The organism is Taklimakanibacter deserti (genome assembly GCA_003574785.1).
This window is the reverse complement of record QORU01000010.1, coordinates 1-20,067: the sequence shown is the minus strand read 5'-3', so window position 1 is coordinate 20,067 and position 20,067 is coordinate 1. Positions and strand designations below refer to the sequence as shown.

Annotated in this window: 18 protein-coding genes and 1 riboswitch; of the genes, 11 read left to right on the top strand and 7 right to left on the bottom strand. The window is 63.0% G+C overall.

The genetic code is table 11. The features are described 5' to 3' along the window. Positions 1 to 2: 2 nt before the first annotated feature. Positions 3 to 221: a hypothetical protein gene (locus DS839_RS20950; RefSeq protein ID WP_119272429.1), complete on the bottom strand. Its 219-nt coding sequence runs from the start codon at positions 219 to 221 to the stop codon at positions 3 to 5. Between the two features lie 235 nt (positions 222 to 456). Here DS839_RS20950 and DS839_RS20945 point away from each other — a divergent pair, with 235 nt between their 5' ends. Then, positions 457 to 765, top strand: a complete 309-nt coding sequence (locus DS839_RS20945) for a GIY-YIG nuclease family protein (protein WP_119272428.1) — start codon at positions 457 to 459, stop codon at positions 763 to 765. Between the two features lie 70 nt (positions 766 to 835). On the opposite strand, the gene DS839_RS20940 is transcribed toward DS839_RS20945, so the two are convergent. Next, the gene (locus tag DS839_RS20940) at positions 836 to 3,220 is read right to left on the bottom strand and encodes a trimethylamine N-oxide demethylase (protein WP_119272427.1); all 2,385 of its coding nucleotides are present in this window, start codon (positions 3,218 to 3,220) and stop codon (positions 836 to 838) included. Positions 3,221 to 3,368: 148 nt separating this feature from the next. Here DS839_RS20940 and DS839_RS20935 point away from each other — a divergent pair, with 148 nt between their 5' ends. From DS839_RS20935 to DS839_RS36980, 5 genes are all read left to right on the top strand, one after another. Beyond that, complete coding sequence (locus DS839_RS20935; protein ID WP_119272426.1) at positions 3,369 to 3,854, top strand: flavin reductase family protein; 486 nt, start codon at positions 3,369 to 3,371, stop codon at positions 3,852 to 3,854. Positions 3,855 to 4,102: 248 nt separating this feature from the next. Continuing rightward, entirely contained in the window at positions 4,103 to 5,917 is a 1,815-nt protein-coding gene (locus DS839_RS20930; protein WP_119272425.1) for a trimethylamine N-oxide permease, read from the top strand. A gap of 371 nt (positions 5,918 to 6,288) precedes the next feature. Then, a complete protein-coding gene (locus DS839_RS20925) occupies positions 6,289 to 8,082 on the top strand; it encodes a trimethylamine N-oxide permease (protein WP_119272689.1) in 1,794 nt (597 codons plus the stop codon). 118 nt (positions 8,083 to 8,200) lie between these two features. Further along, on the top strand, positions 8,201 to 8,767 hold the full coding sequence (locus tag DS839_RS20920) for a LemA family protein (protein WP_119272424.1): 567 nt from the start codon (positions 8,201 to 8,203) through the stop codon (positions 8,765 to 8,767). Positions 8,768 to 8,770: 3 nt separating this feature from the next. After that, positions 8,771 to 10,708: a DUF2207 domain-containing protein gene (locus tag DS839_RS36980; RefSeq protein ID WP_368911801.1), complete on the top strand. Its 1,938-nt coding sequence runs from the start codon at positions 8,771 to 8,773 to the stop codon at positions 10,706 to 10,708. Between the two features lie 128 nt (positions 10,709 to 10,836). Here the strand turns inward: DS839_RS36980 and thiQ are convergent, their stop codons facing one another. From thiQ to thiB, 3 genes are read right to left on the bottom strand one after another with little or no spacing between them, the layout of a single operon-like run. Next, complete coding sequence (thiQ, locus tag DS839_RS20910; protein WP_368911800.1) at positions 10,837 to 11,532, bottom strand: thiamine ABC transporter ATP-binding protein; 696 nt, start codon at positions 11,530 to 11,532, stop codon at positions 10,837 to 10,839. Beyond that, positions 11,529 to 13,082: an ABC transporter permease family protein gene (locus DS839_RS20905; protein ID WP_119272422.1), complete on the bottom strand. Its 1,554-nt coding sequence runs from the start codon at positions 13,080 to 13,082 to the stop codon at positions 11,529 to 11,531. The genes thiQ and DS839_RS20905 overlap by 4 nt, the downstream gene beginning before the upstream one ends. Beyond that, positions 13,079 to 14,080, bottom strand: coding sequence for a thiamine ABC transporter substrate binding subunit (gene thiB, locus DS839_RS20900; RefSeq protein WP_119272421.1), 1,002 nt, complete (start codon positions 14,078 to 14,080; stop codon positions 13,079 to 13,081). Before thiB ends, DS839_RS20905 begins: the two co-directional genes overlap by 4 nt. Before the next feature lie 36 nt (positions 14,081 to 14,116). Further along, positions 14,117 to 14,220, bottom strand: a riboswitch (TPP riboswitch). 58 nt (positions 14,221 to 14,278) lie between these two features. Between thiB and DS839_RS20895 the strand changes: the two genes are divergently transcribed. From DS839_RS20895 to DS839_RS20885, 3 genes are all read left to right on the top strand, one after another. Next, the gene (locus tag DS839_RS20895) at positions 14,279 to 14,914 is read left to right on the top strand and encodes a thiamine diphosphokinase (protein ID WP_119272420.1); all 636 of its coding nucleotides are present in this window, start codon (positions 14,279 to 14,281) and stop codon (positions 14,912 to 14,914) included. A gap of 20 nt (positions 14,915 to 14,934) precedes the next feature. Next, the gene (locus DS839_RS20890) at positions 14,935 to 16,119 is read left to right on the top strand and encodes a class I SAM-dependent RNA methyltransferase (protein ID WP_119272688.1); all 1,185 of its coding nucleotides are present in this window, start codon (positions 14,935 to 14,937) and stop codon (positions 16,117 to 16,119) included. 155 nt (positions 16,120 to 16,274) lie between these two features. Next, positions 16,275 to 16,676 (top strand): hypothetical protein, encoded by a 402-nt coding sequence (locus tag DS839_RS20885; RefSeq protein ID WP_119272419.1) that lies wholly within the window; start codon positions 16,275 to 16,277, stop codon positions 16,674 to 16,676. A 61-nt stretch (positions 16,677 to 16,737) separates the two neighbouring features. Here the strand turns inward: DS839_RS20885 and efp are convergent, their stop codons facing one another. Further along, positions 16,738 to 17,310 carry an elongation factor P gene (gene efp, locus DS839_RS20880; protein WP_368911797.1) on the bottom strand — a complete coding sequence of 191 codons (573 nt, stop codon included), beginning with the start codon at positions 17,308 to 17,310 and terminating at the stop codon, positions 16,738 to 16,740. Positions 17,311 to 17,403: 93 nt separating this feature from the next. Here efp and epmA point away from each other — a divergent pair, with 93 nt between their 5' ends. After that, positions 17,404 to 18,438 carry an EF-P lysine aminoacylase EpmA gene (gene epmA, locus DS839_RS20875; RefSeq protein ID WP_368911795.1) on the top strand — a complete coding sequence of 345 codons (1,035 nt, stop codon included), beginning with the start codon at positions 17,404 to 17,406 and terminating at the stop codon, positions 18,436 to 18,438. A 12-nt stretch (positions 18,439 to 18,450) separates the two neighbouring features. After that, entirely contained in the window at positions 18,451 to 19,263 is an 813-nt protein-coding gene (locus DS839_RS20870) for a DUF2066 domain-containing protein (protein WP_162918701.1), read from the top strand. Here DS839_RS20870 and DS839_RS20865 read toward each other — a convergent pair whose 3' ends face one another. Continuing rightward, positions 19,264 to 19,881: a LysE family translocator gene (locus DS839_RS20865; protein WP_119272416.1), complete on the bottom strand. Its 618-nt coding sequence runs from the start codon at positions 19,879 to 19,881 to the stop codon at positions 19,264 to 19,266. Positions 19,882 to 20,067: the final 186 nt, after the last annotated feature.

The window sequence follows — 20,067 nt, the reverse complement described above, 5'->3', positions numbered from 1 at the left end:
ATCTAGCTCCTTTGCCCGGTCATCGGCGGAAGATCGAGCTCGGTCTGTATCCAGGGCATGCGGAATCCATAGTCCGGGCTGTAGACCTCGAAGAGGAAGAGTCCGATCGCCAGGATCAGGCATGCCGCAAACATCGTAATAGCCATCCAGCGCGGGCCAAACCAGCCGAAAACGAAGGCAAGGAGCAGGGAAGCGAAGACCAGCACCATCATGGGAAGCATGCCGTCCTAATTTGCGACCTTGCCGTGGACTGTGTCAGATTCTGGGGAATCCGGCAATCGCCTGGCGACCAGGCAAAAGGCAGGACGACATAGGCGAGGAGCGCATGAGCCAGGTTCGTTTTCACGATGAATGGATCGACAGTCAAGAGCGTGCCGGTTACGGTCTCTATCCCCAACCCTCACGCTGAGGTGCGAGCGAAGCTAGCCTCGAAGCGTCCATCAGGATAGATAAGAAATGGCATGGGTGTACATTCTGCAATGCGCTGATGGAAGCTTCTATACGGGCATGACAAGGGGCGAAGAGCCTGATCAGCGTTTGTCTGAACATCAAATGAAACTTTCGGCAGGTGCTTATACGGCATCACGGCTCCCCGTCCGTTTAGTCTATTCCGAGTATTTCGAGCTAGTGGCCGATGCGATCTTCGCTGAGCGCAAGATCAAGGGATGGTCGCGGGCAAAGAAGGAAGCCCTCATCAAGGGTGACTGGGCTTTGGTACAAAGGCTGTCGAGTCGGCGCCGCGGAAAGCCCAGAGCTCAATCCTGAAGGACGCTTCGAGGCTCGCTTCGCTCGCACCTCAGCGTGAGGGTCTTAGAGAAGGCTTGTTACGCTGCTGTTAGGATCTCGGCCTTGTCTTCTCCGGATCGAAATGCGGGAAGCGCACGATACGTGCCGGCAGGCGCTTCTGGTGGCCGTCGAGCTTGCCGACCTCGACCTCGGTGCCGATCGCTGCATGGGTGACGTCGACCCGCGCCAAGGCGATGTTCTTCTTGAGCAGCGGCGAGCGCGTGCCGCTCGTCACTTGGCCGATCTGGGCCCGCCCGACATGGACGCAATCGCCGTGGCCCACTGCATCATTGGCGTCGATGTCGAGGCCGACGAGCTTGTGGCGCGGATGCTCCTTGCGCTCGATGAGCGCCGCCTTGCCGATGAAGTCGTCGCTCTTCGTCTTGAGCGGCACGGTGAAGCCGATGCCGGCCTCGAAGGGATCGATCTGGTCGTTGAATTCGTAGTTGAAGAAAATGAGCCCCGCCTCGATGCGCAGCATGTCGAGCGCCTCGAGCCCCAAGGGTGAGATGCCATGTTTCTGGCCCGCCTCCCACACGGCGTCGAAGACGGCGAGCGCATCCTTGGGATGACAGAAGATCTCGTAACCGAGCTCGCCCGTATAGCCGGTGCGCGACACGACCAGCGGCACGCCCTCGAAGCCGCCGATGCGCCCGACCGCGAAGCGGAACCATTCGAGCTCGCCGATCTCGGGCTGCGCCGGCGCTGTCCAGATGATCTCCTTGAGGAGGTCGCGCGATTTCGGTCCCTGCACGGCGATATTGTGCAACTGGTTGGTCGAGGAGCGCACCCAGGCCTTGAAGCCCATCTTCTCGGCCTGCTGGCGCAGCCACAGGCCGCTATATTCGTCGCCGCCAATCCAGCGGAAATTGTTCTGCGCCAGGCGGAACACGGTGCCGTCATCGATCATGCCGCCATGCTCGTAGCACATCGCCGTATAGACGACCTGGCCCGGCGACAGCTTGCGCATGTCACGCGTGACGCAATATTGCATCAACGCTTCGGCATCAGGACCGGTCACCTCGAATTTGCGCAAGGGCGAGAGGTCCATCACCGCGACGCGCTCGCGGCAGGCCCAGTATTCCTCGACCGGGCCGTCATTGTTGAAGCGCTGCGGCAGCCAGAAGCCGCGATATTCGGTGATATTGCGGGTGAGTGCTGAGAAGCGCGGGTGGAACGCGGTCTCGCGCGTCATTTGGGGGTCGGCGTCTGGGGTCATGCGATAGGCCACCGCTCTCGAGAATTTCTCTTTATCGGAATAAGTGCGCACATGGATGTCGGTCGGGTCCCAGCCATTGCCGACATTGATGTCGTCGGGACAGGCCGAGGACACGCAGACGAGATCGGTGAGCGCCCGCATCAGCACATAGTCGCCGGGCCTGGACCACGCCTCGTCGTAATAGAGCTGGTTATGGTCGTCGACGCGGGTGTTGTAGAAATAGTTGATCGCTTCCCAACCCTTGCGCGGCGCAACGCCATAGGGCGCCAGCGCGCGGTTGAAATTCTCGGTGCAGTTCACGTGGCCTGGATAGCCGACATCGTCGTAATAGCGGCTGTTGCAGGCGGTGGCGAAGAAGTCATGCCGTCCGACCGTGTCCTGGACGACCTCGACCAGGGGCTCGAAGTCGAAGCCGAACATCTTGGAGAGGAGGCCGGGGGTGGGATAAGCGCGTCCGGTAAGGGTGCGCGTCACGGTCCCGTCGAGCGCATTTTCAATGCCCTGATCGAGCTTGCGCCGCGAGAAGCATTGGAAGTCGGTCATCTGCCGGCCGGCGACGTCGATGATCTGGATGAATTCGCCGGCGCGCACGACATAGGCCCTGGCGGTCGCGGCATCGACGCGGATCTCCTGCAAGGGATCGGCGAGCGGCTCGGGGAGGGCGATGAGCTCATTGGCGCGGGGCAGTATTGCCCGCTCGATGCGTACGTCGAGAGGTGTGGCGGTGTCCTGCGCTTCGGAATCCATCTTTCCGCCGGGCGCGCCGATGATCACGGCGCCGTCGCGCCCGGCTTTGAAGCTCTGCTTGCTGCCGGCTGGCGATGCGCGCCCGAAGAGCCGGATCGCCTTGGCCCGGCTGAGATCGATCCCGCGCCGGGCCAGGGCCTTGCGCACGCGCAGGGCCGATTCCTCGTCGCTCGCCAATGTCGCCTTGAGGCCCGAGGGATCGCTCGCCTCCTTGGCGCCGAGGAGGGAAGGATCGCTCCGGCCGTCGCTGCCGACGGCGACGATCTCGCAATCCTGACCGCCTTCGAGGTCGGTGACGGTCAGCCGGTCGCCGGCCTTGATGTCGAGGACGAGCGAGCCGCCGCCCGCAACTTTGTAACGTTCCGTGCCCTGGGGCAGGCTCGGCAGACCGGGCCGGTAGACGATGCTGGGACGCGGCGCCAGGCCGGCGGCCGAAGGGTTCTGAAGGCCTTTTTCGAACCTGTTCATGGAGCGGAGGCTAACGCGAAGAAGTCAGGAAAGCAATGGTATGAAATTGGGCGAAATTGGTTTGACAATGGCGTCCGGCTCAAAATGACTCATTATTCCTTTGCCGAGACGCGCTAGAACGCGCGGAGCTTGACGGAGACTTGTCTGGATGAACGCGCCGATCGATGCCCGCGCCTTTCGTACCGCTTTGGGGGCCTTTGCCACGGGCGTGACCATCGTCACGACGCGCGGGCCCAGGGGCGAGCCCATCGGCAACACGGTCAATTCCTTCAGCGCCGTGTCGCTCGATCCGCCGCTCGTCCTGTGGAGCTTCGGCAAGCGGGCCTATAGCTTCAAGTCCTACCTCTCGGCCGATCATTTCACGGTGAACGTCCTGCGCGAGGGCCAGGAGGAGCTTTCACGCCGCTTCTCGCGCTCGCTCGATGATAAATGGGTCGGGCTCGATTACGAGACCTGGGACACCGGCTGCCCGGTCCTGCCCAATGCGCTCGCCGTGTTCGAATGCAAGATGGCCTACACTTACCAGGGCGGCGACCATGTCATCTTTGTCGGCGAGGTGCTCAATTTCGACCATGACCCCACAGGACGGCCCTTGGTCTTCTGGCACGGCGATTATCGGTTGATGACCGAATAGGCCCAATCATTACCGCTTGTACCCAAAAGCGGACCCTTTTAGCATCCACGAATCCGTGAAAAGCGGTTTCATGGTGGGGAAACGGTCATGCTGAAAGCCGGGCAAAGATCCGGATTGGCGTGTTCGCACAGGAAAAAGAGCCAGGCGTTTCGCCGGCCTCTCTCCCTTTGTCTTCAGCTCAGTCGTTCCGCCGGGGTGCTTCAGGCGCCCCACGGCGGCTGTCGCTTCAACATAAGGAGAAGTCGCTCATGACGACGAAGCCGGGCGCTGGCGGGGCTGCCAGCACGACGATCTCGCCGGGTCTGGTCACGACCGAGGCCGGCGAGCTGCACCGGGCCATTGACTGGCGCGGTGCCTTCTGGGTGGCGGCCGGCGTTCCGCCGCTGGTGCTGTTCTCGATCGGCGGCATTGCGGGCACCACCGGCAAGCTCGCTTTCCTGGTCTGGATCATTTCCATGATCATGGGCTTCCTGCAGTCCTTCACCTATGCCGAGATCGCCGGCATGTTCGGCAACAAATCGGGCGGCGCCTCGGTCTATGGCGCCACCGCCTGGCTGCGCTATTCGAAATTCATCGCGCCGCTTTCAGTGTGGTGCAACTGGATCGCCTGGACACCGGTGCTCTCGCTCGGCTGCGCCATCGCCGCGGGTTACATCCTCAATGCGCTGTGGCCCATACCGGCCTCGGACTCGCAGGCCGTTCTCGACTGGGTGACGGCAAATGCCGCAACGCTCACCGCTGAATCGCCGCGCGTTGCCGAATGGCTCACCGCCAATGCCGGCAAGACGGCGCAGGATGCGATGACGGCACTCCTGACGCAGGATGCGGTCGCGGCGCTGACGCCTACGATCCGCACCTGGACGCTCTTCTCCTTCCCGATACCGGGCCTGGCGCAGGCCAATGTCAACGCGACCTTCTTCATCGGCGCGATCTTGATGCTGATCATCTTCGCCATCCAGCATCGCGGCATCGCCTCGACCGCGAGCGCCCAGAAATGGCTCGCCATCATCGTGCTCGTGCCGCTCGCCATCATCGGCCTGCTGCCGATCTTCATGGGCAATATCGATGCGGCCAATGTGACGGCGCTGGTGCCGCCGACGGCGGCCTATTCCGGCGTCGATGGCGCGTGGAACATCGGCGGCTGGACGCTGTTCTTCGGCGGCCTGTTCATTGCCGCCTGGTCGACTTACGCCTTCGAGACCTCGATCTGCTACACCCGCGAACTGAAGAACCCGAGGACCGACACGTTCCGGGCGATCTTCTATTCGGGCCTGCTCTGCATGTTCTTCTATTTCGTCATTCCCTTCACCTTCCAGGGAGTCCTCGGCCATTCGGGCATGCTGGCGCCCGGCATCGTCGATGGCACCGGCATCGGCGAGGCGCTCGCCGGCATGGTGCATGGCGGCAAGGTGGTGACGCAGATCCTGGTGATCCTGATGATCCTGGCGCTGTTCCTCGCCATCATGACGGCGATGGCCGGGTCTTCGCGAACCCTCTATCAGGGGTCGAAGGACGGCTGGCTGCCGCGCTATCTGAGCCATGTCAACTCGCATGGCGCGCCGACGCGGGCGATGTGGACCGATTTCGGGCTCAACCTGTTCCTGCTCGCCATCGCATCCGACCTCGTTGGATATTTCTGGGTGCTGGCGCTCTCCAATGTCGGCTACATGATCTTCAACTTCCTCAATCTCAATGCCGGCTGGATCCATCGCATCGATTCGGGCCATGTGGCGCGGCCGTGGAAGGCGCCGACATGGCTCATCGGGCTCAACACGGTGCTGGCCTTCGTGAACGCGCTGTTCCTGGGGGCAGGGGCCAAGGTCTGGGGCTATTCGACCGCCCTCTGGGTCGGCTTCGTGCTGGCGGCCCTGATCATCCCGGTCTTTGCCTATCGCCACTATGTCCAGGATGGCGGCAAGTTCCCGGCGGGTGCCCTGGCTGATCTCGGCCTCAAGGAGGGCGATCTCGGTGAGCGCAAGGCGAGCATGTGGCCTTACCTCACTTTGGCGGCGGGCTTGCTCGTGGTCCTCATCGCCAACTGGGTCTTCGTCCTGCCGGGCTAGATGACTGGTACAGCTCCCCATCCGGATCCCTTCCGGATGGGGCCCAAAACTAAGCCTTACTTGGGCCAATCGCTGTCCAATTTGACCCAATTATTACCGCTTGCAACCAAAAGCATACCATTTTACCATCCCCTGAGCCGCTAAAGCGGCTCGCGTGCAATGACGCATAGTGGGGAAACGCTCATGCTGAAAACCGGACAGAGATCCGGATTAGCGTGTTCATCAGGGAAGGAAGGCGCTTGGGCGCTCTACCGGCCCGTCTCCCATTGTCCTGGTCACAGCCGTCCTGATGGGGCGCCCTCGGCGCTGGGCGGCACGTGTCACTTCAACATATGGAGATGTCGCTCATGACGACAAAACAGGGCGCTGGCATGGCCTCCAGCGCGACGACGATCTCGCCGGGTCTGGTGACGACCGAGACCGGCGAGCTGCACCGGGCCATCGATTGGCGCGGTGCCTTCTGGGTGGCGGCGGGTGTTCCGCCGCTGGTGCTGTTCTCGATCGGCGGCATTGCGGGCACCACCGGCAAGCTCGCTTTCCTGGTCTGGATCATTTCCATGATCATGGGCTTCCTGCAGTCCTTCACCTATGCCGAGATCGCCGGCATGTTCGGCAACAAATCGGGCGGCGCCTCGGTCTATGGCGCCACCGCCTGGCTGCGCTATTCGAAATTCATCGCGCCGCTCTCGGTGTGGTGCAACTGGTTCGCCTGGTCGCCGGTGCTCTCGCTCGGCTGCGCCATCGCCGCGGGCTACATATTGAACGCGCTCTTCCCGATCCCGGCGGGCGATTCGCAGGCCGTGCTCGATTGGGTGACGGCGAATGCCGCGACGCTCACCGCTGAATCGCCACGCGTGGCCGAATGGCTCACCGCCAATGCCGGCAAGACGGCGCAGGATGCGATGACCGCACTCCTGACGCAGGATGCGGTCGCAGCACTGACGCCCGCCATCCGCACCTGGTCGCTGGTCTCCTTCCCGATACCCTTCCTGGCCCAGGCTCATCTCAATGCCACCTTCTTCATCGGCGCGATCTTGATGCTGATCATCTTCGCCATCCAGCACAGAGGCATTGCTTCGACGGCCGGAGCGCAGAAATGGCTCGCCATCATCGTGCTCGTGCCGCTGGTGGTCATCGGCGTGCTGCCGATCCTCATGGGCAAGATCGACTCGATGAACGTGACGGGCATGGTGCCGCCGACCGCCGCTTATTCCGGCGTCGATGGCGCCTGGACGCTCGGCGGCTGGACGCTGTTCCTGGGCGGCCTCTATATCGCCGCCTGGTCGACCTATGGCTTCGAGACGGCGGTCTGCTACACGCGCGAGCTGAAGAATCCGAAGACGGACACGTTCAAGGCCATCTTCTATTCGGGCCTGCTCTGCATCCTGTTCTTCTTCCTCATTCCCTTCACCTTCCAGGGTGTCCTCGGACATTCGGGCATGCTGGCGCCCGGCATTGTCGATGGCACCGGCATCGGTGAGGCGCTCGCCGCGATGGTCGGCGGCGGCAAGGTCGTCACCCAGATCCTGGTGATCTTGATGATCCTGGCCTTGTTCCTCGCCATCATGACGGCGATGGCGGGATCCTCGCGCACCCTCTATCAGGGTTCGAAGGACGGCTGGCTGCCGCGCTATCTGACCCACGTCAACAGTCACGGTGCGCCGACGCGCGCGATGTGGACGGATTTCGGCTTCAACCTGATCCTTCTTGCCATCGCGTCCGACATTGCGGGTTACTTCTTCGTGCTCGCCGTGTCGAATGTCGGCTACATCATCTTCAACTTCCTCAACCTCAATGCCGGCTGGATCCATCGTGTGGATTCGGGTCACATCGCAAGGCCCTGGAAAGCACCGACCTGGCTCATCGGCCTCAACACCGTGCTCGCTTTCGTGAATGCGATATTCCTGGGCGCCGGTGCAAAAGTGTGGGGCTATGCCAACGCGCTGTGGGTCGGCCTCATCTTCGCGGCGCTGATCCTGCCGGTCTTCGCCTATCGCCACTATGCGCAGGATGGCGGCCGCTTCCCGGCCGCGGCGTTGGCCGATCTCGGACTGAAGGAAGGCGACATGGGAGAGCGCAAGGCGGGCATGCTGCCTTATCTCACACTGGCGGCGGGCCTGATCGTGGTCCTCATCGCCAATTGGATCTTCGTCCTGCCGTTCTGATCGGCGTCGATCTCTCGAAATGTGATGGCGGCCCGCTCTCGGGCCGCCATTTTATTTGCCTTGATCGCTCGGCCAGCCCCGCCGATACTCCCCGACCGTCACAGCAGGGGAGGAATCAATGTCGCTGGGCGTCATACTGCTGGTTGCCATCGTCGTCATCGGCGGCTACCTGGTCTATGCCTATAATGCTCTGGTCAAGAACAAGAACCTGGTCGCCGAAGGCTGGAGCGGCATCGATGTGCAATTGCGCCGCAGAGCCGATCTCATCCCCAATCTGGTCGAGACGGTCAAAGGCTATGCCGCGCATGAGGACAAATTGTTCCGCGACATCGCCGAGTTGCGCGCCAAGAGCATCTCCGGCGGCTCGGTCAGCGAGCAATCGCAAGTGAGCCAGGCGATGACCGGCATGCTGGGCCGGCTCTTCGCCATTGCCGAGGCCTATCCCGAGCTCAAGGCGGATGCGAATTTCCGCGATCTCCAGGACAAGCTCTCAGGCATCGAGGACGAGATCCAGCTCTCGCGCCGCTACTACAATGGCGCGGTGCGCAACTTCAACACCATGATCGAATCCTTCCCGACCAATTTCATTTCGGGCTTCTTCCAGTTTACCAAGGCCGAGTTCTTCGAGATCGGCGACCAGGCCGCCCGCCAGGTGCCCAAGGTGGAATTCAACAAGGCATCATAGGCCATGCGCGCACTGCTGTTTGTCGTAGCGCTGCTGCTCGCGGCTGCGGGTGAAGCGGCTGCCGCCGAGCGCATCACCTCCTTCGTGAGCGAGGTCGCGATCGGCGCCGATTCGGCCCTGACCGTGAAAGAGACGATCGCCGTCGTCTCGGAAGGCAACGAGATCAAGCGCGGCATCCAGCGCGACTTCCCCACCAGATACAAGGATCGCAACGGCCTCAGCTTTGTCGTGGGCTTCGAGGTCCTGGGCGTGAAGCGCGACGGGCGCGATGAGCCTTACACGGTCATGTCGATCAGCAATGGCGAGCGCATTCGCATCGGCAGCGCCGATGTCTTTCTCGACAACGGCCCGCATGTCTATGAGATCACCTACAAGACGACGCGCCAGCTCGGCTATTTCGAGGGCTTTGACGAGCTCTACTGGAATGTGACGGGCAATTCCTGGACTTTCCCGATCGAAAGGGCCGAAGCGATCATCCAATTGCCGCCCGGCGCCACGATCAAGCAGCATGCCGAATATACGGGCCGGCAAGGCGAGAGCGGCCATGATGCCGAGGTCACCCAATCGACGGGTGATCGCTACCAGGCGCACACCACGCGCACCCTTGCGCCGAATGAAGGCTTCACCGTCGCCGTCGGCTGGCCGAAAGGCTTCGTGAGCCCTCCTACGGAGATCGACAAGGCCACGGACGCGGTCAAGGACAATCTCGGCCTTTTCGCCATCCTCGCCGGCGTCCTCCTCTCGTTCCTCTATTATCTCTTCGCCTGGTTCCGTGTCGGGCGCGATCCGCCCGAGGGAACCATCATCCCGCTTTTTACACCGCCGACGGGGCTGGGTCCCGGCGGCATGCGCTATGTATGGAAGCAGAAATTCGACGAGAAGGGCTTTGCCGCCTCGCTGGTGGGCCTCGCGGTCAAAGGACGCGCCCGGATCGTCGAAAACGGCAAGAATTTCTCGATCGAGCGCAAGGAGGATGAGAGCCAGCCTTTGACCCGGGCCGAGGCCGCGCTCTACCGGGCGATGCCGGCGGGCATGACGCTACTCCAGCAGGCCAATCACGCGAAGGTCAGCGCGATGAAGAGCGCGCTCGAGGACAGGCTGGAGAAGGAGTATGAGGGTGTCGCCTTTGTCCGCAATCTCAAATGGTTCTGGGGCGGGGTTGCGATTTCCGTCCTGGCCTTGGCGCTGGGCGCGTTGCTCTTGCCGACGGAGGATGCAGCGATCGGTCTCTTCCTCTCCATCTGGAACGGCGTTTGGTGGGGTGTTCTCCTGGTCTTGAGCTGGAGCCTAGTCAAGGGACTCATCGCCGCGCGTGGTGTGCTGGCCAAGATCAGATCGGTATTTTCCTTGGGCTTCCTCTTGCCGTTCTTTGTCGTTGGCGGTTTTGCTCCAGTAGCGATCTTCTTCAGCGCCACTTCGCCGGGCCTTTACGCCTTTGCCGGCGGCGCAATTCTTCTTGTCATCATGGGCTTCGTCTTCCATCGATTGCTGCGCGCGCCCACGGTTTCGGGGCGCCAACTCCTCGATCAGATCGAGGGCTTCCGCATGTACATGACGACGGCGGAGGAGGAGCGCCTCAAGGTGCTGCATCCGCCGGAGAAGACGCCGGAACTGTTCGAGCGCTATTTGCCTTATGCCTTGGCGCTCGATTGCGAGAATGAATGGAACACGAAATTCGCCGCCGTGCTGGCCGCTGCCGCGGCAGCAGGGGTCGCCGCCGCGCCCGTCTGGTATACCGGCAACAGCTGGAACACCGGCAATATGGGGGGCTTCACCACCAGCCTGGGCTCGAGCCTTGCGACAACAACCTCAGCCGCCTCGGTGCCGCCCGGCACCAGCTCGGGTTCCGGCGGCTTCTCGAGTGGCGGTGGCTTTTCCGGCGGCGGTGGCGGCGGCTCGTCCGGTGGTGGCGGTGGCGGTGGCGGTGGCTCGGGCTGGTGATGGAAGCCCCAGCCGTGTCATGGTTTTTCCGCACGGACGAGCACTTGGCGAAGAGCGGTGTTCGAGGATGTGATCGCCGCCACGCAGCCTATTAGCCGTTTCCTCATTGTGCCGTCCGTGCGCCGCTTCTATCCGATATAACTCTCGAGCTCGGGCAAATCGTTCCGCTTGAACAATTGCCGCGTCGGCTCGAAGGCAAGGATGCGGCCATTGCTGAGGAAGGCCGTCCGGGTCGCCGCGTAGAGCGCGTCATCCGGGTGATGCGACACCAGCACGACCGTGTAGTCCTTCTCCTTCTGCAGTTCCTTCACCAGATCGAGCATCTCGCGCCTGAGCGCCGGGCCCAGCGCGGCAAAGGGTTCGTCGAGCAGGAGGATCGGCTCGTCGCGCAAGAGCGCGCGCGCGATCGCCACGCGCTGGCGCTCGCCGCCCGAGACCTCGCCGGGCTTGCGCTGCGCCAGCGCGCCGAGGCCGGTTCGTGCCAGGGCGTCATCGACGGATTGCCTCTCGGCGGCCGTGAGCCTGAGCGAAGGCGAGATGCCGAGCGCCACATTCGTCCACAGATCGAGATGGGCGAAACTATTGTGATCCTGGAACACCATCGTCACCGGGCGCTCCGACGGCGAGGCTTGCGTCATGTCCTTGCCGTCGAGAAGGATGCGGCCCGACCGCGGGGCTTCGAACCCGGCGATGAGCGAGAGCAGCGTCGACTTGCCGGAGCCCGAGGGGCCGATCACCGCGACGAACTCCGCCTTGGCGGTCTCGAAATCGAAATCGGCGACAAAGCCTTCTGAAGAATAATGGACGGCATCGAGCCTGATCATGCCGTCGCACTCCATTTGTCGAGCAGCGTGATGACGGCCATCGAGAAGATCGCGAGCACGAGGGCCGAGCCTGCCGCCGCATCGATGCGGTAGCTGCCCATTTGCGCATAGATGAGGGCGGGCAAGGTCATGAGCGATTGCGAGCCGAACAAGGTGATGGCGGTGAGATCGCCGAGGGAGAGGACGAAGGCCATGGCCATCGCGAGGCCGAGTGGACGGCGCAGCACCGGCAGGTCGATGAGGCGGAGGCGGCGCCAGCCGCTGATGCCGAGGCTCGAGCATAGCCGGTCATGCTGCGCCATCGCTTGCTGGACGGAAGGGCTCAAGGTCCCGAGCGCGAAAGGCAGCGCCATCAGCGCGTTCATGGAGATGACGAGGAAAGGGGCGGCCGAGAAGGCAAGGCCGGCGCGGCTCGCGGCGATGAACCAGCCGGTGGCGAGCACCGCGGGCGGGACGATCAGCGTGAGGAGGGCTGCGAGATTGAGAAGCGAGCGCCATGACGGGCTTCGGGCGCGGGCCGAGGCGGCGGCGATCGGCCAGGCAAGCGCGATGCTGAGGAACGATGCCGGCAAGGCGATGACGAGGCTGGTGAGCGTTGCATAAGCAAGCGCCGGCCAGTTGAACTCGGCCAGGACGCCCGAGATCACGATCGCCAGGATGGGAATGCCGACGAAAGCGGCGGCGAGCGCGATGGTGAGCCGCATGATGAGGGATAGGCCGGCGGAATGCGTCTCATAGCGGGGCGCGGCGCGCCGGAGCGCGGGCCAGCTCTGTGCCGCACTGGCATAGTGTCCGGCGAGCAGCACAAAGAGTCCGCACAGGGCGAGCTGCACCAGCGCCAGGACGGTGGCGCGCGCCGGATCATAGTCGAAGCGCAAGGCCTGATAGATGCCGACCTCGAGCGTCGTGGCCGCGGGTCCACCGCCCAGGGTGAGCACGACAGCGAAGCTCGCAGCACAGATGAGGAAGATCAGGCTCGCTATGCCGGCAAGGCTGCCTTTGATCTGGGGCCATTCGATGAGGCGGAAGCGCGCCAAAGGCGTAAAGTCGAGCTGGGCCGCGAGGCGCCAGCTTTCGGCAGAAATACCGTCGAGCTGCTGCAGGATGATCCGGGTCGCGAGCGGTAGGTTGAAGAACACATGGGCGAGGAGGATGCCGCTGAGCCCATAGATGTCGAGGGGCTGGCCCAGGAGCTGGCTGAGCCACCCGGTGCGGCCATAGACGGTGACGATGCCCAGAATGACGACGATGGCCGGCAGCGCCAGGGGAAGCGCGAAGAGCCGCAGCAGCAGGCCGCGCCCCAGGAAATCGACGCGCGCCAGAGCGAGCGCCACCGGAATGGCCAGCGCCACGGAAAGCGCAGTCGAAAGCCCGGCCTGCAGCAGCGTGAACCACAGGATGCGCAGCACATAGGCATCGATGACATGGCCGGTGACCAGGCCTTCGCCGATGCCGATCGCCGCCACCGGCGCAAGGCCGACCAGGACGGCGATCACGATGGCCAGGAGCGCCAGGCCGGCGACCGGCATCGTTCCTCGATGTGGCGTCATTTGCTCATGGCATTGAGCCACTCATCGATCCAGGCGCGGCGGTTGCTCGCCACCTCTTCGGGCGTGAACAGGAAGGTCTTGTCCGGCTTGACCAGCTCGTCGAAGGTCTTGGGCAAGGGGGCTGACGTCTTGCCGGCCGGGAACATCCAGTTGTTCTCGGGGATGGCGTCCTGGAAACCAGGGCCCTCCATGAAGCTCAGAAACTTCTGCGCCAGCGCCTTTTCGGGCGAGCCCGCGATGATGCCGGCGACCTCCACTTGCAGATAATGGCCTTCCGCGAATTTCATCGCCTGATAGCGCTCGGTCTTTTCGGCGATGATATGATAGGCGGGCGACGTCGTATAGGAGAGCACCATCGGCGCCTCGCCCTTGGTGAAGAGCCCATAGGCTTCCGACCAGCCAGGCGTCGTGGTGAGGATGCGCGGCTTGAGCTTGGCCCAGGCGTCCGACGCCTTGTCGCCATAGACTGCCTTGACCCACAAGAGGAAGCCCAGGCCCGGCGTCGAGGTGCGCGGGTCCTCGAGGATGATCTTGTCCTCGGGCGCGCCTTCGACGAGATCCTTCAGACTCTTATAGGCCTTGGCTTCAGGGATCTTCTCGGTGTCGTAGATCACCGCGAAATGTGCATAGTCGTAAGGGAGAAACGTGTCGTCGGTCCAGGCGATGGGGAGGGTGAGCTTGGCGGCATCCTGCCCGTGCGGCGCGAAAAGGCCGGTCGCTTTCGCTTCCGCCGTCAGGTTGGTGTCGAGGCCGAGCACGACGTCCGCTTGCGTGCCCGAGCCTTCGAGTTTGAGGCGGTTGAGCATGGCGACACCGTCGGTGACCGCGACCCAGTTGAGGGTGCATTGGCATTCCTTCTCGAAAGCCTGCTTGACCTTGGGGCCGGGGCCCCATTCGGCGGTGAAGCTTTCATAGGTGTAGACGGTAAGCGTTTCCGCCGCGGATGCCGTCAGAGGCAGCGCGCAAAAAGCCAAAAGGGTGAAAAGAAGTTTTCTCACTATTTCCTCCTATTCACCGGGTGAAGGAGGAAGGGGCTGAAACCCGCTCGCAATCCCTCCGCCGGCATGATCCGGATCAGGTTCAGCGGGTTGGCCTTTTGGGCCTCTCAGCTCGAGATCGAGCACCCCGTTGAGAGCGGGAGGGACCATAGGCATTGAGGGGTGCACTGGCAAGCGGCTTCTGTTATTCCTAAGGCCATGAGCCGCTTCGTTATTCTCATGGGTGGCGATTTGACGGTGACGAAACGCCTCAAATCGCAGGTGCAGAAGACACGTGTCATCGCCGCCGATGGCGGCATGGCGCATGCCGAGACGCTCGACCTCACGCCCGAACTCTGGGTCGGCGACTTCGATTCGACCTCGGAGGAATTGGCCGAACGCCACAAGGGCGTCGCCCGCCACGCCTTTCCCCCTGAGAAGGACAAGACCGACGGCGAGATCGCGGTGGACGAGGCGGTGAGGCTGGGCGCCCGCGAGATCGTGATGGTGGGTGGCCTCGGCGGCCAGGCCGATCATGCGCTGGCGCATTTCGGCCTGCTGCTCAAGCTGGGGCGCCGGCGCGTCTCCGCTTTCATCACCAGCGGCCATGAGGAGGCCTATCCGATCCTCAACGGCACGCATCATTTCGACCTGCCGCGCGGCGCGCGCTTCAGCGTCGTTCCTTTCACCGATCTTGCCGGCCTCGATCTCGACGGGGTGAGATGGCCGCTCACCAACCGCTCGGTCCCCCTGGGCTCGAGCCTCACCGTGTCCAATATCGCCACGGGTCCGGTGACGGTGCGGTTGAGCCAGGGCTATGCGGTGGCGCTCGCCTACCCCGAGAGCATGGGGTGACGAGGCTCACTTTGACGGAGATGGGCCGCCATGGCGAGGCCGTCGGCGAAGCGGCAGGCCGTGCCGTCTATGTGCCCTATGCCTTGCCGGGCGAGGTGGTTGGGGCCGAGATTTCGGGCACCCATGCGCGATTGCGCGAGATACTGTCGCCGAGCCCCGACCGCATCCAGCCCTTCTGCCCGCATTTCAGCCAATGCGGCGGGTGCCAGATCCAGCAGTGGCAAGCCAAGGCCTATGCGCAATGGAAGCGCAATCTGCTCGTCACCGCGCTCAGGAACCAAGGCATAACGGCCGAGGTCGATGCCCTGATCGATGCGCAAGGCGAAGGCCGGCGCCGCGCTACCTTGCATGTTGCGAAGACGCCGGGAGGTGTCATTGCCGGCTTCAATGCGGCGCGAAGCCACGACATCCACCCGCTCGATCTCTGTCCCATCCTGGTGCCGGCATTGCGCCATGCGCCGCGCATCGCCCGACGTATCGGCGAGGTTATCGGCGGTTGCGATGTCGCTTTCACCGCCGCCGACAATGGGCTCGATGTCGATATCGCGACAAAGCGCAAGCCGACGCCCAGCCTCGCGACTCTCGTCCATGAGGAGAATCTGGCTCGCCTCTCGCTCAACCGCGAGCCCCTGGTGACGCGCCTTCCGCCGGTGATCGCCATCGGCAAAGCCAGCCTGCGCCTGCCGGCCGGTGCCTTCCTGCAGGCGACGAAGGCCGGCGAGGAGACCTTGGCGGCGCTGGTCATCGAGAATATCGGCAAGGCGAAGAAGGTGGCCGATCTCTTCTCGGGCGTCGGTGTCTTCGCCTTGCGCCTTGCCGCCACAGCGCAGGTCTTCGCCGCCGACAGCGACAAGGCGGCGATCGAGGCTTTGGCCGAGGCGGTCCGCCGCACGCCCGGCCTCAAGCCGGTCGCAGCGAAGGCACGCGATCTCTTCCGCGAGCCCCTGATGGCGCGCGAGCTCAATGCATTCGATGCGGTCGTCTTCGATCCGCCGCGCGCCGGGGCCGAGGCGCAAGCCCGGCAACTGGCGAAATCGACGGTGAAGACCGTCGTCGCGGTCTCCTGCGATCCCGCAAGCTTCGCCCGCGATGCGCGGATCCTGGTCGAAGGCGGCTATCGCCTCGTGCGCGCGACACCCGTCGATCAGTTTGCTTTCACGGCGCATGTCGAGACGGTTGCGCTGTTTCGTGCGGTGACCTTTTGAGGGCTTTGGTCTCTTGACATCGTGGGCCAAAGCGTGATTTGGAAAATTTCAGAATTGAGCCCGTGTGTCCGGAGTTCATGGCCGGACTTGATCCGGCGACAACCGCTGCCGGGCACGTTGCTTTTGTAGTTCGCTCCCCAAAATGGAACCGTCGGATGACCAGCACGCCTTGCCAAAGCGCGGCGCTCGACCGCAGCATCGCGCCATGGGCGAAGATCGCCGCGTGCTTCGCTATCATCGTCGAAACGATCGTGACGATTGCCGGAAGTATCCGCAACAGCTTGCATGAGCTCGACGGCTGTTGCCGGAAGACCGGGCGGCTGCTGGCGCTGTGCCCAGGGCTGTCTCGCCCGATGATGCCGAAGCTCGGCTTCCTGCCACCTTCGGTAAGCGTGCTCCATGCCCTTGCGCGCAAGCGCTCACCCGAATTCGACGCCCAGGACCAGAGCCAGGACGTGACGATCCCGAAGAAAGGCTCATGGATCACGAAAAGCCTGAGGCAAAGGATTGAAAGGGTCCGAAAGGGTATTGGAAGCGAGGGGCATGCCCTCACGTAAGGACTTCGGCGCAGCTTTGCGCCCGTCTATGAATCCTCTGTCAGCAACGGAACACTAGAAATCAGTCCTTCGCGCGCTCGACGTAGGAACCGTCGTCGGTTGAGATCACGACACGGGTGCCGGTTGCTATATGGGGCGGCACCGCGGTACGCACGCCATTGGACAGCACCGCCGGCTTGAAGGAAGAGGCGGCCGTCTGGTTCTTGATCACGGGTTCCGTCTCGACGATCTCGAGCGTCACGCGCTGCGGCAGTTCGATCGAGATCGGCACGCCGTTGAACAGCGCGATCATGCATTCCATGTTTTCCTGGAGATACGCGGCCCCATCGCCGATGAGGTCGGAGGGGAGGTGGATCTGCTCGAAATTCTCCGGATTCATGAACACATACTGATCGCCGTCCTGATAGAGATAGTTGAAGGGCAGGGTCTCGACGAAAGCCCGTTCCATCTGGTCGGTGGTCTTGTAGCGCACCACGGTTTTGACGCCGTCCGAGATGCGGCGCATGTCGATGGAGGTGGTGGGGGTGCCCTTGCCCGGATGGAAGCTTTCGGCTTTCAGCACGACATAGAGCTTGCCATCCTCATGTTCGATGACATTGCCTTTACGCACGGCGCTTGCGATGATCTTGGCCACGAAATTTCTCTATAAAGAATGCATTGGATTATGGGTCGGGCGGGTATTAGCAGCCGCCATGCCATAAGCCAAGCCCTGCCGGAGCCCCTTGATTTGACAGAAGATTTGCCATGGTGGCGTCCCGACATCCATGCCGACAGGCGGCCTTTCCTCGTAGGCCGCGGCCGCATCGTGGCAGCGATCCGCGGCTGGTTCGAGGACCAGGGCTTCATCGAGGTCGATAGCGGGGCGCTGCAGGTCTCGCCCGGCAATGAAACCCATCTTCACGCTTTCGAGACGGCGCTTGTCGATCCGGACGGCACGCGAAAGCCCCGCTATCTCCACACCTCGCCCGAATTCGCCTGCAAGAAGCTGCTGGCGGCGGGCGAAACGCGCATCTTCAGCATGGTCCATTGCTTCCGCAACCGCGAGCGCACGCCTCTCCATGCGCCCGAATTCACCATGCTCGAATGGTACCGCGCGAACGAGCCCTATGAGCGGATCATCGCCGATACGGTCGAGCTTCTGCGTATTGCCGGGCGCGTCACCGGGAATGCGCTCGTGTGGCGCGGGCGCCACTGCGATCCCAACGGCGACGCCGAGACCTTGAGCGTGGCCGAGGCCTTTTCGCGCCATGCCGGGATCGACCTTCTGGCGACGCTGAGACCCCGCGGGTCCGACCGCGAGGCGCTGGCGGCGCAGGCGCGCCAAGTGGGCGTCGCCTTTGCGGCCGATGATTCCTGGTCCGATATCTTCAGCCGCATCCTGGTCGAGCGGGTGGAACCGAAACTGGGGCAGGGGCGGCCGACCGTCCTCTTCGAATATCCGGCGGTCGAGGCGGCTCTGGCGCGGGTGAGCCCGCGCGATCCTCGCATTGCCGAGCGCTTCGAGCTCTATGCTTCGGGCGTCGAGCTTGCCAATGGCTTTGGCGAATTGACCGATGTCACCGAGCAGCGCCGCCGCTTCGAGGTCGATATGGCGCTGAAGCAGAAGCTTTATGGCGAGCGCTATCCGATCGATGAGACTTTTCTTGCAGCTTTGGAGCATATGCCGGAAGCTTCGGGCGTGGCGCTCGGTCTCGATCGCCTCGTCATGCTGGCGACCGGAGCGAGGCATATCGATCAAGTGATCTGGACGCCGTTCAGGTAAGGGAGGCTGCCCGTGAATCGCATCATCTCCGTGCTGTTTCTTGTGGTCCTGGCATGCGGTGCCGTCTTCGCCGCCGAACCGAGCGATCTCTATCGCGGACGCACCATAGTCACCGGCATCAAGGATGACACCCGCATACCCGCAGCACCCATCTGTCTTCTCGACGTGCTGGCCAAGATATCGGGCGATGCGCGCTTGCTCGATGATCCGCGCGCCCGGGAAATTGCCGCCGCAGCCACGTTCCACGCCACCGAATACAGCTATCGCGATCGTTACGCGCTGCGGCAGATCCATGACGAGCAAGGAACCCGGGACCGGCCTTATTACCTGACCGTGACTTTCGATCCGCAAAGGGTCGATGCCGCTCTCGAGAGCCTGGGCCGCAAGCCCTGGACGGCAAATCGTCCGAATCTCGCCTTGTTCCTTGTCGTCAACAACAACGCCAATACCTATGTTCTGTCGGGCGACGGCACCTTTGGCCGCGATCAGCGGGAATCGCTCGCCGCCGCGTCCTGGCTGGTCGGCATGCCGGTTACGCTCCCGAGCGAAGCCGATCTCGCCAAGGAAGGGCTCACCGCCGACGTTCTCTCCACGATCCAGCCGGCCAAGCTCGACATGGTGACGAAGGGCATGGGGGCCGATCTGGTCCTGCTCGGCAGCCTCGTCTGGAACAAGGGCACGCTCGGCTGGGCGGCGGAATGGAAGCTCTTCGACGGCAAGGAAATCAGCGTCTGGAAGGTCAAGGACGTCAATTTCGACGAGGCCTTCCGCAATGCCCTGCGCGGCTCGGCGCTGATCCTGTCGGGCAACGGCAAGCCGGATTAGTTAAAGACCTGGTGTCTGGGCGAGCCATAGCCTTATGCCGAGGCCGATCAGCACGATCGCGAGTGCGCCGTTCACCCATCGGCTCCAGGCCAGGAGGCGGCTGCGTACGCTCGCGATCTGGAGCACATAGACGAACAGCACCCAGAAGCCGGCACTGATGCCGATCGTCGTGCAGATGAGCAAAGCCAGATAGATGACGCTCGAGTCCGGATGCACGAAAACGGCGAGCACGCCCAGGTAAAACAGCGGCCCCTTCGGGTTGAGCAAGTTGTTCAGGAGCCCCTGCATCCACCAGGTTCGGCCGTGTTTCGGCGGGGCCTCGGCTTCCTGAGGCAGGGCCGATGTGGGGCGCAAGCCCTGAAGCCCGAGGAAGATCAGATAGGCGCCGCCGGCAAGCTTGAGGACCGTGAAAGCGGTCGCGCTGGTCGCGATCCAGCCGACCCCCAGCAGGCAATAGGTCAAATGAACCAGGTTTCCGGTGAGGATGCCGGCGCTCGTCCAGCCTCCGGCATTCTTGCCGCCCATGATCGTGTTGCGCGTCACCAGCGCAAGATCAGCCCCGGGGGTGATCATGATCAGGACGGTGAGGCCGGCGACACCCAGGAGATCGGCAAGCATGCTACGACGCTAAGGCCTGTTTACAATCATAGTAGCTGGGACGATTCCCAAATCATCGGAAATTTGATTCAAGGCTGAAAACTGGAGGGCAGCCTTGATTCGATTGATGTTGAACGATGCGCAATGGCAGCGCATTGCGCCGGAACTGTCTGGAAAGCCGGGCGATCCCGGTCGCAGTGGACGCGA

Coding starts and splice junctions, on each gene's coding strand:
- DS839_RS20950 (WP_119272429.1), bottom strand. CDS start 221: ATGCTTCCCATGATGGTGCTGGTCTTCGCTTCCCTGCTCCTTGCCTTC.
- DS839_RS20945 (WP_119272428.1), top strand. CDS start 457: ATGGCATGGGTGTACATTCTGCAATGCGCTGATGGAAGCTTCTATACG.
- DS839_RS20940 (WP_119272427.1), bottom strand. CDS start 3,220: ATGAACAGGTTCGAAAAAGGCCTTCAGAACCCTTCGGCCGCCGGCCTG.
- DS839_RS20935 (WP_119272426.1), top strand. CDS start 3,369: ATGAACGCGCCGATCGATGCCCGCGCCTTTCGTACCGCTTTGGGGGCC.
- DS839_RS20930 (WP_119272425.1), top strand. CDS start 4,103: ATGACGACGAAGCCGGGCGCTGGCGGGGCTGCCAGCACGACGATCTCG.
- DS839_RS20925 (WP_119272689.1), top strand. CDS start 6,289: ATGGCCTCCAGCGCGACGACGATCTCGCCGGGTCTGGTGACGACCGAG.
- DS839_RS20920 (WP_119272424.1), top strand. CDS start 8,201: ATGTCGCTGGGCGTCATACTGCTGGTTGCCATCGTCGTCATCGGCGGC.
- DS839_RS36980 (WP_368911801.1), top strand. CDS start 8,771: ATGCGCGCACTGCTGTTTGTCGTAGCGCTGCTGCTCGCGGCTGCGGGT.
- thiQ (WP_368911800.1), bottom strand. CDS start 11,532: ATGATCAGGCTCGATGCCGTCCATTATTCTTCAGAAGGCTTTGTCGCC.
- DS839_RS20905 (WP_119272422.1), bottom strand. CDS start 13,082: ATGACGCCACATCGAGGAACGATGCCGGTCGCCGGCCTGGCGCTCCTG.
- DS839_RS20895 (WP_119272420.1), top strand. CDS start 14,279: ATGAGCCGCTTCGTTATTCTCATGGGTGGCGATTTGACGGTGACGAAA.
- DS839_RS20890 (WP_119272688.1), top strand. CDS start 14,935: ATGGGCCGCCATGGCGAGGCCGTCGGCGAAGCGGCAGGCCGTGCCGTC.
- DS839_RS20885 (WP_119272419.1), top strand. CDS start 16,275: ATGACCAGCACGCCTTGCCAAAGCGCGGCGCTCGACCGCAGCATCGCG.
- DS839_RS20865 (WP_119272416.1), bottom strand. CDS start 19,881: ATGCTTGCCGATCTCCTGGGTGTCGCCGGCCTCACCGTCCTGATCATG.